Origin of the sequence: Pseudomonas sp. zfem005 (assembly GCF_032621735.1) — a bacterium.
GTDB classification, from domain to species: Bacteria; Pseudomonadota; Gammaproteobacteria; order Pseudomonadales; family Pseudomonadaceae; genus Metapseudomonas; species Metapseudomonas solani.
Map to the genome: position 1 here is coordinate 130000 of NZ_JAVYJE010000014.1, position 12891 is coordinate 142890.

Annotated in this window: 12 protein-coding genes; 9 read left to right on the forward strand and 3 right to left on the reverse strand. The window is 67.5% G+C overall.

The window, feature by feature from the left end:
- Window positions 1-3: 3 nt before the first annotated feature.
- Entirely contained in the window at window positions 4-1017 is a 1014-nt protein-coding gene (locus RTW82_RS27315; protein WP_316927041.1) for a hypothetical protein, read from the reverse strand.
- A gap of 168 nt (window positions 1018-1185) precedes the next feature.
- Here RTW82_RS27315 and RTW82_RS27320 point away from each other — a divergent pair, with 168 nt between their 5' ends.
- Window positions 1186-1992 carry a dienelactone hydrolase family protein gene (locus RTW82_RS27320; RefSeq protein WP_263403039.1) on the forward strand — a complete coding sequence of 269 codons (807 nt, stop codon included), beginning with the start codon at window positions 1186-1188 and terminating at the stop codon, window positions 1990-1992.
- A 19-nt stretch (window positions 1993-2011) separates the two neighbouring features.
- On the opposite strand, the gene RTW82_RS27325 is transcribed toward RTW82_RS27320, so the two are convergent.
- Entirely contained in the window at window positions 2012-2176 is a 165-nt protein-coding gene (locus RTW82_RS27325) for a hypothetical protein (RefSeq protein ID WP_316927042.1), read from the reverse strand.
- A gap of 280 nt (window positions 2177-2456) precedes the next feature.
- Between RTW82_RS27325 and edd the strand changes: the two genes are divergently transcribed.
- From edd to RTW82_RS27345, 4 genes are all read left to right on the forward strand, one after another.
- Window positions 2457-4283 (forward strand): phosphogluconate dehydratase, encoded by a 1827-nt coding sequence (gene edd / locus RTW82_RS27330; protein ID WP_316927043.1) that lies wholly within the window; start codon window positions 2457-2459, stop codon window positions 4281-4283.
- On the forward strand, window positions 4280-5239 hold the full coding sequence (locus RTW82_RS27335; protein ID WP_021222501.1) for a glucokinase: 960 nt from the start codon (window positions 4280-4282) through the stop codon (window positions 5237-5239). The genes edd and RTW82_RS27335 overlap by 4 nt, the downstream gene beginning before the upstream one ends.
- Before the next feature lie 146 nt (window positions 5240-5385).
- Entirely contained in the window at window positions 5386-6117 is a 732-nt protein-coding gene (locus RTW82_RS27340; protein ID WP_021222502.1) for a response regulator, read from the forward strand.
- 16 nt (window positions 6118-6133) lie between these two features.
- Window positions 6134-7552, forward strand: coding sequence for an ATP-binding protein (locus RTW82_RS27345; RefSeq protein WP_021222503.1), 1419 nt, complete (start codon window positions 6134-6136; stop codon window positions 7550-7552).
- 20 nt (window positions 7553-7572) lie between these two features.
- On the opposite strand, the gene RTW82_RS27350 is transcribed toward RTW82_RS27345, so the two are convergent.
- Window positions 7573-8526, reverse strand: coding sequence for a phytanoyl-CoA dioxygenase family protein (locus tag RTW82_RS27350; RefSeq protein ID WP_316927044.1), 954 nt, complete (start codon window positions 8524-8526; stop codon window positions 7573-7575).
- A gap of 136 nt (window positions 8527-8662) precedes the next feature.
- Here RTW82_RS27350 and RTW82_RS27355 point away from each other — a divergent pair, with 136 nt between their 5' ends.
- The 4 genes from RTW82_RS27355 to RTW82_RS27370 all read left to right on the forward strand — a co-directional run bounded on the left by RTW82_RS27355 (window position 8663) and on the right by RTW82_RS27370 (window position 12850).
- Window positions 8663-9559 (forward strand): AraC family transcriptional regulator, encoded by an 897-nt coding sequence (locus tag RTW82_RS27355; RefSeq protein ID WP_316927045.1) that lies wholly within the window; start codon window positions 8663-8665, stop codon window positions 9557-9559.
- Window positions 9560-9707: 148 nt separating this feature from the next.
- Window positions 9708-10961: an ABC transporter substrate-binding protein gene (locus RTW82_RS27360; RefSeq protein WP_316927046.1), complete on the forward strand. Its 1254-nt coding sequence runs from the start codon at window positions 9708-9710 to the stop codon at window positions 10959-10961.
- A 142-nt stretch (window positions 10962-11103) separates the two neighbouring features.
- A complete protein-coding gene (locus RTW82_RS27365; protein WP_021222507.1) occupies window positions 11104-12012 on the forward strand; it encodes a carbohydrate ABC transporter permease in 909 nt (302 codons plus the stop codon).
- The gene (locus tag RTW82_RS27370) at window positions 12005-12850 is read left to right on the forward strand and encodes a carbohydrate ABC transporter permease (protein ID WP_021222508.1); all 846 of its coding nucleotides are present in this window, start codon (window positions 12005-12007) and stop codon (window positions 12848-12850) included. The genes RTW82_RS27365 and RTW82_RS27370 overlap by 8 nt, the downstream gene beginning before the upstream one ends.
- Window positions 12851-12891: the final 41 nt, after the last annotated feature.

Sequence of the window (12891 nt, forward strand, 5' to 3'; positions counted from 1 at the left end):
GCCTCAGGGCGTCGCCGGCAGGGCGACTTCCGAGAACGGTACCGGCATCACCACGGGGGTGCCTTCAGGCAGTGCGGCGCGGGTGCGCTCGACCATGCCCTGTTCGTCCAGCAGGCGGATGGTCTGCGGCCGCTGCGGGTCGTTGCCGAAGAAGTCCTCCCAGTGGCCGAGCACCACCAGGCGCGGGCGGCTGACCTTGAGCAGGGCGTCGGGGTAATGCTGCACCTGGTTCCAGGAGCCGACGCAAAGAATCTCCACGTCGATGGCCTTGCCGTCTTCGAGTATCGGCGGGAAGCCATAGGGCGGGGTGCTGGCGGAATCCTGGTAGTGGATGCGGTACACGGGCTTCCCGGCTTCATCCAGCAGGTCCACCAGCCAGGCCAGGGTCTGGCCTTCCTTCCAGTTCCACACGGCGGTCGGCAGTTCCTTCAGGTCCTGGTCGTAGCTACCGCGCAGAAAGGTGATCCCGGCGAAATGCGGGGCGTGCATGCTCTGGATCGGCATGGCGCGGAAGCGTCGGTTCCTGGAATAGAGCCAGGTTCCCGGTTGCGCGGCTTTCCCGGGTTCCCCGGCTTCCTTGACGTTGGCCATGGCCGGCTCGGCGTTGACGATGCGTTCCGCCGGCAGCACCGCGCGGAGGATGTGCCCGGCGGTGGCCGAACCGTAGGCGATGGCGTTCGGCGCCTGCTTCTGCATCACCCGGGGCACGTCCAGCAGGTGGTCGTAATGCGCATGGCCGATCAGCAGCATGCTGACGTCATCGGCGGGCGGCATGCGCGCATCGATGGTCGCCTCGTCGGCCTTCACCCGCAGCGGTGGCAGGCCCAGGAAGGACGGGTTGCTGAAGGACGGCGCGATCAGCAGCCCCTCGCCGCGCCAGTGCATCAGGTAGCCGCCCACGCCCAGGTACTGCAGCTTCGGCGGCGAGGCATTGCGCTCGGTGGTCAGCGGCAGGCCGACCGGGTCGCGGGCGCAGCCGGCCAGTGCAAGCAGGAGCAACAGGGCGTATCGGGGCATGCGGATTTCTCCAATGGGCGCGCGAGTATGGAGTCTCGCCGCTGCGCTTTCACCTGCCATAAGGAGGGCGCTACGCGGGTGCGACCCTATCGGCGATTGGCGAATGCCGGGAAAACCGCGACACTGCATGCTTTCCAAGCGCTTCGCTTCACCCAGGGAGAGATAGAAATGCCCAGATTGCCGCTCATTTTCGCCTTGCTGGCCTGCGCGGGTATCGCCCAGGCGGAAATCCGCACCCAGGAGATCCCCTACAAGGCCGCCGACGGCACGGCGCTGGTGGGTTACTACGCCTACGACGACGCCATCGAGGGCAAACGCCCCGGCGTGGTGGTGGTGCACGAGTGGTGGGGCCTGAACGACTACGCCAAGCGCCGTGCCCGTGACCTTGCCGAGCTGGGCTACAGCGCCCTGGCCATCGACATGTACGGCGAAGGCAAGAACACCGAGCACCCGGCCGACGCACTGGCCTTCATGCAGGCCGCCCTGAAGGACGCCCCCGCCGCCAAGGCGCGCTTCCTCGCCGGGCTCGACCTGCTGAAAAAGCAGCCGCAAACCGATGCCACCAAGCTCGCCGCCATCGGCTACTGCTTCGGCGGCAAGGTGGTGCTGGACGCCGCGCGCCAAGGCGTGCCCCTGGCCGGCGTGGTCAGCTTCCACGGCGCCCTGGCCACCGCCACCCCGGCCACCAAGGGCAGCGTCAAGGCCAAGGTGCTGGTGGAGCACGGCGGCCAGGACAGCATGGTCACCAAGGCCGACGTCGCCGCCTTCAAGGAGGAGATGGACAAGGCCGAGGCCGACTACCGCTTCGTCCTCCAGGCCAAGGCCAAGCACGGCTTCACCAACCCCGATGCGGATCGCCTCAGCCACGCCGGCCACGGCAGCGAGAAGGGCCCGGATATCGGCTACAGCAAGGTCGCCGATGAAAACTCCTGGGCCGACATGCAAAGCTTCTTCAAGGACCTCTTCCCCCGCTGATACCGGGTTTGCGCCGCCCTCAGCGTGACGGGCGGCGCAGGCGCGGCGTATGCCCCTGGTTGTCGTTGCGCTGGCCGGTGCGGCCCTGGTCGCGGCGCGCTTCCTCTATCAGCACCTGGTGATCGGCGACTTCCGCCGGTGTCTGTTGCGGGTCGTTCAGGTTGTTGCGCTTGCGCTCTGTCATCGAAGCCTCCTCGCCATGCTCTCTGTGCGCCCGTGAGCCCGTCGCGGCTGTCAGGGTCATGGCGGTGGAGTACAAGGAGCTGGGGCAGGTTCAACCTATGCTTTGACAGGGCCCCGGTTGGGCGCACCTTCGCCCCGGCCACCGGTCCAAAGCAGGACCTGCACGCCGAATCTGCTTAATGTTGTTCTAATAACAAAATAGCGCTTATGAAATGGCGTGATTCCGTGATTCTGAGTTATCTTGATGCGATTAAAACAAGATATCGCCTGGAGCCGCTGATATGCATCCCCGCATTATCGAAGTAACCGAACGCCTTATCGCCCGCAGCCGCCCCACCCGCGAGCGCTACCTGGCGATGATCCGCGAGGCCGCCAGCAAGGGCCCGCAGCGCGGCAAGCTGCAGTGCGCCAACTTCGCCCACGGCGTGGCCGGCTGCGGCGGCGAGGACAAGCAGCGCCTGCGCCTCATGGACGCCGCCAACGTCGCCATCGTGACCGCCTACAACGACATGCTCTCCGCCCACCAGCCCTACGGGCACTACCCCGAGCGCATCAAGCAGGCGCTGCGGGAGATCGGCTCCGTGGGCCAGGTCGCCGGCGGGGTGCCGGCCATGTGCGACGGCGTCACCCAGGGCGAGCCGGGCATGGAGCTGGGCATCGCCAGCCGCGAAGTCATCGCCATGTCCACCGCCGTGGCGCTGTCGCACAACATGTTCGATGCGGCGGTGTTCCTCGGCATCTGCGACAAAATCGTTCCCGGCCTGATGATGGGCGCGCTGCGCTTCGGCCACCTGCCCACGCTGTTCATCCCCGCCGGGCCCATGCCCTCGGGGCTGTCGAACAAGGAAAAGGCCGACGTCCGCCAGCGCTACGCCGAAGGCAAGGCCACCCGCGACGAGCTGCTGGAGTCCGAAATGGCGGCGTACCACGCCCCCGGCACCTGCACCTTCTACGGCACCGCCAACACCAACCAGATGCTGATGGAGATGATGGGCCTGCACCTGCCCGGCGCCTCCTTCGTCAACCCCGGCACGCCGCTGCGCGACGCCCTCACCGAAGAGGCGGCGCGCCAGGTCACCCGGCTGACCCAGCAGGCCGGCGGCTTCATGCCCATCGGCGAGCTGATGGACGAGCGTGTGCTGGTCAACTCCATCGTCGCCCTGCACGCCACTGGCGGCTCCACCAACCACACCCTGCACATGCCCGCCATCGCCCAGGCCGCCGGCATCCAGCTCACCTGGCAGGACATGGCCGACCTCTCCGAAGTGGTGCCGACCCTGGCCCACGTCTATCCGAACGGCAAGGCCGACATCAACCACTTCCACGCGGCGGGCGGCGTCGCCTTCCTGGTGCGCGAGCTGCTCGATGCCGGGTTGATGCACGAAGACGTCAACACAGTCGCCGGCCCCGGCCTGCGTCGTTACACCCAGGAGCCCTTCCTCGAAGACGGCCGCATCGCCTGGCGCGACGGCCCGGCGGCGAGCCTGGACGAAAACATCCTGCGCCCCGTCTCCAACCCCTTCTCGCCGGAAGGCGGGCTGCGGGTGATGGAGGGCAACCTCGGGCGCGGGGTGATGAAGGTTTCCGCTGTCGCGCCGCAGCATCAGGTGGTGGAGGCGCCGGCACGGGTCTTCCATGACCAGCAGGCCCTCGCCGATGCCTTCGCGGCGGGCGAGCTGGAGCGCGACATGGTGGCGGTGATGCGCTTCCAGGGCCCGCGCTGCAACGGCATGCCCGAGCTGCACAAGATGACTCCCTTCCTCGGTGTGCTGCAGGACCGCGGCTTCAAGGTGGCGCTGGTCACCGACGGGCGCATGTCCGGTGCCTCCGGCAAGATCCCGGCGGCCATCCACGTGTGCCCCGAGGCATACGACGGAGGTCCACTGGCGCGCGTGCGCGACGGTGACATCATCCGTGTCGATGGCCAGGCCGGAACCCTGCGGGTGCTGGTGGATGCCGACGAGTTCGCCGCCCGCGAACCGGCGCCGATCCAGCACAACGCCGAGATCGGCTGTGGCCGCGAGATGTTCGCCTTCATGCGTGCCGCGTTCAGCACGGCGGAACAGGGGGCGAGCGCCTTTACATCCAGCCTGGAGAGCCTGAAGTGACCTTGGCGCTGGTCGGCGATATCGGAGGTACCAACGCGCGTTTCGCCCTGTGGCGTGACGAGCGGCTGGAGTCGGTCAAGGTCCTGGCGACGGTGGATTTCGCCACCCCGGAACTGGCCATCGAACACTACCTGGCGGGCCTCGGCCTGGCGCCGGGTGCCATCGCCGCCGTCTGCCTGGCCTGCGCCGGGCCGGTGGGGGGCGAGGATTTCCGCTTCACCAACAACCACTGGCGCCTCAATCGCCGCAGCTTCTGCGCAACGCTCAAGGTCGAGCGGCTGCTGCTGATCAACGACTTCTCCGCCATGGCCCTGGGCATGACCCGCCTGCAGCCCGGCGAGCGCATGACCATCTGCGCGGGCGAGGCCGATGCCGAGCGCCCGGCCGTGGTCATCGGCGCCGGCACCGGGCTTGGCGTCGGCACCCTGCTGCCCCTGGGCGAAGGGCGCTGGGCGGCGTTGCCGGGGGAGGGCGGCCATGTCGACCTGCCCATCGGCAGCGCCCGCGAAGCCGAATTGTGGCGCCACCTGCACGAGCGCCAGGGCCATGTCAGCGCCGAGAACATCCTCAGCGGCGGCGGCCTGTTGCAGCTCTACCGCGCCAGCTGCGCCCTCGACGGCGTCGAGCCGCACCTGGACAGCCCTGCAGCCATCACCACGGCGGCCCTGGCCGGGGACAGCGAGGCGAGGGCGGTGCTGGAGCAGTTCTGCGTCTGGCTCGGCCGCGTCGCCGGCAACAACGTGCTGACCCTCGGCGCACGAGGCGGCGTATACGTGGTCGGTGGCGTGGTGCCGCGTTTCGCCGAGTTCTTCAAGGCCAGTGGCTTCGCCGCTGCCTTCGCCAGCAAGGGCTGCATGAGCGACTACTTCAGCGGCGTGCCGGTGTGGCTGGTCACCGCCGAATACCCGGGCCTGGAAGGCGCGGGCGTGGCCTTGCAGCAAGCGTTGCAGCCCTGAGGCGCAAACACGGGAAGCGGACGCATTGCACGTTACCGGCAGCGCGCCTGATGTAGGGTGGACCACGCTTCACCGGTCCACCGATGGCGCTTGCAGGGTGTGTGAAACCGAACGGATATGACCCATAACAACAAAGGAAGGCCCACGTGAGCCAAGCCGGTAAAACCATCCTCCTGGTCGATGACGACGAGGAAATCCGCGACCTGCTGCACACCTACCTGAGCCGCGCCGGCTTCCAGGTGCGCACCGTGGGCGACGGCGCCGCCTTCCGCCAGGCCATGGGCGAGGTGGCCGCCGACCTGGTGATCCTCGACGTGATGCTGCCCGACGAAGACGGCTTCAGCCTGTGCCGCTGGGTGCGCCAGCACCAGCGTCTGGCCCAGGTGCCGATCATCATGCTCACCGCCAGCTCCGACGAGGCCGACCGAGTGATCGGCCTCGAACTGGGCGCCGACGACTACATCGGCAAACCCTTCAGCCCCCGCGAGCTGCAGGCGCGCATCAAGGCGCTGCTGCGCCGCGTCGGCTTCGCCCAGGAGCGCGGTGCCGGCGAGGCCCAGGTGCTGGCCTTCGACGAGTGGCGGCTGGACATGGTCAGCCATCGCCTGTTCCACATCGACGGCGAGGAAGTGATCCTCTCCGGTGCCGACTTCGCCTTGCTCAAGCTGTTCCTCGACCGCCCGCAGCAGATCCTCGACCGCGACACCATCGCCAACGCCACCCGTGGCCGCGAGGTGATGCCCCTGGAACGCATCGTCGACATGGCCGTGAGCCGCCTGCGCCAGCGCCTGCGCGACACCGGCAAGGCGCCGCGGCTGATCCGCACCGTGCGCGGCTCGGGCTACCTGCTGGCGGCCCAGGTCTCGCCCCATGCCTAAACGCCGCTGGAACCCCATGCCGCGCTCGCTGCTCGGGCGCATGCTGTTCCTCACCCTGCTGGTGGTGCTGATGGCCCAGGCGCTGTCCAGCGTCATCTGGGTCTCGCAGCTGCGCGCCAGCCAGATGGAAGGCCTGCTCACCAGCGCGCGCAGCCTGGCCCACTCCATGGCCGCCAGCGTCGCCTACTTCCGCTCGCTGCCCCTGGGTTACCGGCCGCTGGTGCTGGACCAGCTGCGCAGCATGGGCGGCACGCGCTTCTTCGTTTCTCTCAACGACAAGCCGCTGGACATGCAGGTGCTGCCCGCCACGCCGCGCAAGGCCGCGGTGCTCGACGTGGTCGACGACGTGCTGCGCGAGCGCCTGGGCAAGCAGGTGGACCTCTCGGTGCAGTTCGTCAGCCCGGACGACCTGCGCATCTTCAACGGCGAGCTCAAGCTCGACGAGTTGCCGCGTTCCTGGGCCCACTACGCCCTGAGCCTGGAGCCGCTCAACCCGCCGGTGCTGGTGACGCAGATCCAGATCGCCCCCAACGAATGGCTCTACCTCGCCTCGCTGATGCCGGCGCCCTACGTCAGCCTCGAAGACCAGGGCCTGCCGGCGCAGCAGCTGTGGTTCATCATCCTCACCAGCAGCTTCCTGCTGCTGTTCATCGGCCTGCTGGTGCACTGGCAGAGCCGGCCGCTCAAGCGCCTGGCGGCAGCGGCGCGGGACATGTCCCTGGGCGCCACCGTGGAGCCGCTGGCGGAGGCGGGCGGCAGCGAGGTGGTGGAGGTGAGCCGCGCCTTCAACAGCATGCGCGAGCGCATCAGTCGCTACCTCAGCGAGCGCAGCCAGCTGTTCAGCGCCATCTCCCACGACCTGCGCACCCCCATCACCCGCCTGCGCCTGCGTGTCGAACTGCTGGAGGACGAAGCCCTGCAAGCCAAGTTCGGCCGCGACCTCGACGACCTGGAGCTGCTGGTCAAGGGCGCGCTGCAGTGCGTGAAGGACACCGACATCCACGAGAACATCGAGCCGGTGGACCTCAACCACCTGCTGCACTGTCTGGTGGACCCCTACCTGGGCAACGGCCGCGTCACCCTGGAAGGCACCGCACGCCGGCCCTTCCCGGGCAAGCCCCTGGCGTTGCGACGCTGCATCGGCAACCTGGTGGACAACGCCCTCAAGTACGGCCAGCGCGCCCACCTGCACATCGAGGACGGCCGCGACGCCTTCGTGCTGCACGTGGATGACGAAGGCCCCGGCGTGCCCGAGCAGCGCCTGGAGCAGGTCTTCGAGCCGCACTTCCGTCTCTCCGGCCAGCAGCAGGGCTACGGGCTGGGCCTGGGCATTGCCCGCAACATCGCCCATAGCCATGGCGGCGAGGTCAGCCTGCGCAACCTGCGCGAGGGCGGGCTGCGGGTGACCCTGGAGCTGCCCCGCGTCGCCGACTGAGCACCGCTCGCCACTGCGCATCAGGGCCAGGGCTCCAGCCCCAGCAGGCGGCGCCCGTGTTCGCTGAGCTCGGCACGGGCGAAGTGGCGGCGTTCGTACTCCCTCGGGTCGCCGGGGAAGGGGTCGCCCAGCGGGTGGGTCTGCTCCGCCCAGGTGCGGATGCGCGCCTGGCGCAGGGCCTCGTTGTCGAAATCCGCCGGAAACATCGAGATGTATTGCGCCAGGCGCACGCGATCCTCCGAGCGGTTGGGGCGCACGCCGTGGGCCAGCAGGCTGTTGAAGATCAACAGGTCGCCCTTGTCGAGGCGGATGTTTTCGATGGCGTGCGTGCCGATATCCGGCTTGAAGGGGTTGGCGCCTTCGGGCTGGCGCGACCACCACTGCTCGATCGCTTCGAAGATGCCGGGCACGCACTGGAAGCCACCGACCTCGTCGTCCTGCGGCGCCAGGGACAGCACGCCCTGGGCGGCGATGGGCAGCGGCCGTTGCGACACATCGACGTCGAAGTGGATGAAGCCGTCCTTCTTCCCGGCCGCGCGGGCCGCCTTGTTCGGTGGGTTGAGGTTGGCGCGGTCGATGGCCACCCACAGGTCCTCGCGGTCCCAGATGTCGACGAAGGCGTCGTAGATGCGCCGGTTCTGCCGGGTGTCCCACAGGCTCTGGTGGTTGTAGACCTCCACCATTCCGGTGTTGTTGAGCTCGGTCATGCGGTGTTCGCGCAGTTGCGGGCGATACCAGGTGCTCGGGTCGTGCGGGTCCATCTCCTGGAAGCGCCAGAGCATCGCCACCACCGCGTCGGCCTCGGCGGCACTGACCGCGTGGCGCACGATCACGTAGCCCTTGCGGGTCCAGTGCTGCCAGTCGGCCTCGCTCAGCACCCGCAGCGGGCGCCGCTTGTCGATGGCGTGCAGTGGGGTGGTGGCGCTCCCCGCGCCAGGGTGGTTGCCGTGCCCGTCGGTGTAGAGGGTCGCCATGTCGTTCTCCTGCGTTGTTGTTATGGGAACGCTTCGCAGGCTATCCAGCGGGGCGCGGCGCCGATGCCGCGGTTAGAGGTGGAAACCGATACTTTTATGGCGTGAGTGCGTTCACCGGTTGCGCTATCGTGCCGGCATGCGCGCATTCCTCGAAACCATCACTCCCGACGACGGGGCCTCCTGGGCACTGCTGAACCGGCGCCTGGAGGAGGGCATCCCCTTCGAGTGGCACCACCACCCGGAGTACGAGCTGACCCTCACCCTCAACAGCCGTGGCCATCGCTACATCGGTGACGACATCGAGCCCTACGACGATGGCGACCTGGTGCTGGTCGGCCCCGGGTTGCCCCACAGCTGGTGCTCCCGCGAGCGGATCGACGCCGGGTCGCCCCATGTGGCGCTGGTCATCTGGTTCCACCGTGACTGGGCCAATGGCCTGCTGGCCATGTTCCCCGAGCTGCGCGACATCGGCGTGCTGCTGGCGGGTGCGGAGCAGGGGTTGAGTTTCGGTGCGGCGACCCGCGCCGGCGTGCGCCCGCTGATCGAAGCGATGCCGGGGGCGGAGCCGGGCCGGCGCCTGATGCTGTTGCTGGACGTCCTGCTGCAGCTCTGCCGTGACCCGGACGTGCTGCACCTCGCCAACGCACCGGCCACGCCTGCCGCCATGCCCACGGCTGACCCGCGCATCCAGCGGGTGCTGGACCGGCTGCACCAGGGCTTTGCCGAGCCGCTTTCCATCCCCGAGTTGGCCGAACTCGCCTGCGTCAGCGTCTCGGCTTTCCATCGGATGTTTCGCCGCCACACGCGGATGACCGCCGTGCAATACGTCACGCGGTTGCGCATCGGTCGCGCCTGTTCGCTGCTCATCGCTACCGACCTGGCCGTGGTACGCATCGCCGAGCAGGTGGGCTATGCCAACCTCTCTCTGTTCAACCGGCAATTCCTCGCGCTCAAGGCCAGCACCCCGAGGGACTTCCGCCGCCTGCACCGCAAGGCGCCGAACCCGCCCCGGGTGGTGTCGGCGATGGGTTGAACCAACCGAGGCAGTTTCCGTTCTGTGTAACCGAGCTGTGACCTTCGGGCATCCCTTTGTTACCCGGCGTTCCGACCATCCTGTTTAGACTCCTGGCATGCGCAAGCACCGACTTGCACAGCCATAAAAACAAAAAGGTGATCCCCTCATGAATGCGTTCTCTCGCCTGGCCGTTGTCGTATCCCTCGCTTCGCTCTTCCCCCTTTCCGCCCTCGCCGGTGAAGTGGAGGTCCTGCACTGGTGGACCTCCGGTGGCGAAAAACGCGCCGCCGACACCCTCAAGGAGCTGGTCGAGAAGAAAGGCCATACCTGGAAAGACTTCGCCGTCGCCGGCGGTGGTGGCGAGGCGGCCATGACCGTGCTCAAGACCCGCGCCGTATCCGGCAACCCGCCGTCCGCCGCGCAGATCAAGGGGCCGGACATCCAGGAGTGGGGCGAACTCGGCCTGCTCACCGAGATGGACAACGTGGCCGAGGAGGGCAAGTGGGACCAACTGCTGCCCAAGCAGGTCGCCGGCATCATGAAATACGAAGACCACTACGTCGCTGTGCCGGTCAACGTGCACCGGGTCAACTGGCTGTGGATCAACCCCGAGGTGTTCAAGAAGGCCGGCGCCACGCCGCCCACCACCCTCGACGAATTCTTCGTCGCCGCCGACAAGCTCAAGGCCGCCGGCTTCATCCCCGTCGCCCACGGTGGTCAGCCCTGGCAGGACGGCACCACCTTCGAAAACATCGCCCTGAGCATCCTCGGCCCGCAGGACTACCACAAGGCCTTCGTCGAGCTGGATTCGGCGACCCTCTCCGGCGACAAAATGGTCAAGGTGTTCGAGACCCTGCAGAAGCTCCACGGCTACATCGACGCCAACGCCGCCGGCCGCGACTGGAACTCTGCCGCCGCGCTGGTCATCAACGGCAAGGCCGGCATGCAGATCATGGGCGACTGGGCCAAGGGCGAATGGACCGCCGCCGGCAAGGTGGCGGGCAAGGACTACCTCTGCGTGCCGTTCCCCGGCACCCAGGGCAGCTTCGACTACAACATCGACTCGCTGACGATGTTCAAGCTCAAGGACGAAGCCAACCGCAGCGCCCAGGAAGACCTGGCGCGCATCGTCATGGGCACCGAGTTCCAGACCCTGTTCAGCCAGAACAAGGGCTCCATCCCGGTGCGCCAGGACGTCGACATGAGCGGCTTCGACAGCTGCGCCCAGGCCTCCATGAAGGACTTCAAGGAAGCCGTCGGCAACGGCGGGCTGCAGCCGAGCATGGCGCACCTGATGGCCTCCTCGGGCTACGTCCAGGGCGCCGTGTTCGATGTGGTCACCAACTTCTTCAACTCGCCCTCGGCGGACCCGAAGAAAGCCGCCCAGCAGTTGGCTGCCGCCATCCAGGCCGTGCAGTGACCCCCGGGGCCGCGTAAGCGGCCCCTCCCTTACCGACGATTTCCAGGTGCCGGCAGGCGCCATGGGTTCCTGCTGCCTCGATTTCTCTCTGCTCCCTCCGGGAGAGCGGGCTGTTCGCGTCACCTGTCATACGGAGTGCCCCATGAGCTCAACCGCAGTCTTCACCAAGGCATCGCCGCTGGATGCGCTGCAACGCTGGCTTCCCAAGCTGGTGCTGGCGCCGAGCATGCTCATCGTGCTGGTCGGCTTCTACGGCTACATCCTCTGGACCTTTCTGCTGTCCTTCACCAACTCGCGCTTCATGCCCAGCTACAAGTGGGTGGGCCTGCAGCAGTACGAGCGCCTGTGGGACAACGACCGCTGGTGGGTCGCCAGCCACAACCTGCTGGTCTATGGCGGGCTGTTCATCACCATCAGCCTGGTGATAGGCGTATTCCTCGCCGTGCTGCTGGACCAGCGCATCCGCCGCGAAGGCTTCATCCGCACCGTCTACCTGTACCCCATGGCGCTGTCGATGATCGTCACCGGTACCGCCTGGAAGTGGCTGCTCAACCCCGGCCTGGGGCTGGACAAGCTGCTGCGCGACTGGGGCTGGGAAGGCTTCCGCCTCGACTGGCTGGTGGACCCGGACCGCGTCGTCTACTGCCTGGTGATCGCCGCCGTGTGGCAATCCTCCGGCTTCGTCATGGCGCTGTTCCTCGCCGGCCTGCGCGGGGTCGACCAATCCATCGTCCGCGCCGCCCAGGTGGACGGCGCCAGCCTGCCCACCATCTACCTGCGCATCGTCCTGCCGAGCCTGCGCCCGGTGTTCTTCAGCGCGCTGATGATCCTCGCCCACATCGCCATCAAAAGCTTCGACCTGGTGGCGGCGATGACCGCCGGCGGCCCCGGCTACTCCTCCGACCTGCCGGCGATGTTCATGTACGCCAGCACCTTCACCCGTGGGCAGATGGGCCTCGGCGCGGCCAGCGCCATGCTCATGCTCGGCGCCGTGCTGGCGATCATCGTGCCCTACCTGTATTCCGAACTGAGGAACAAGCGCCATGACTAGCCTGGCCGGAAAACCCCCGTTCAGCCTCAGCCGCCTGGCCATCCACGCGACCCTGATCTTCGCCTGCGCCCTCTACCTGGTGCCGCTGGTGGTGATGCTGCTGACCAGCTTCAAGACCCCCGACGATATCCGCACCGGCAACCTGCTGTCGCTGCCGGACGTGTTCACCCTGATCGGCTGGGCCAAGGCCTGGACCCAGGTCGGCGGCTATTTCTGGAACTCGGTGATGATCACCGTGCCGGCGGTGCTGATCTCCACGCTGCTCGGTGCGCTCAACGGCTACGTGCTGTCCATGTGGCGCTTCCGTGGCTCGCAGCTGTTCTTCGGCGCGCTGCTGTTCGGCTGCTTCCTGCCGTTCCAGGTGGTGCTGCTGCCGGCGTCCTTCACCCTCGGCCAGTTCGGCCTGGCCAACACCACCGCCGGCCTGGTGCTGGTGCACGTGGTCTACGGCCTGGCCTTCACCACGCTGTTCTTCCGCAACTTCTACGTCAGCATCCCCGACGCCCTGGTGCGTGCGGCGCGGCTCGACGGCGCGGGGTTCTTCACCATCTTCGGGCGCATCCTGCTGCCCATGTCGGTGCCCACCGTCATGGTCTGCCTGATCTGGCAGTTCACCCAGATCTGGAACGACTTCCTCTTTGGCGTGGTGTTCGCCAGTGGCGACAGCCAGCCCATCACCGTGGCCCTCAACAACCTGGTCAACACCAGCACCGGGGCCAAGGAATACAACGTCGACATGGCCGCCGCGATGATCGCCGGCCTGCCGACCCTGCTCGTCTACGTATTCGCTGGCAAGTACTTCCTCCGGGGTTTGACCGCCGGCGCGGTCAAGGGCTGAACGCCGCTGCGCGTGCCCGCGACGCTACTCATTTGTGGAGA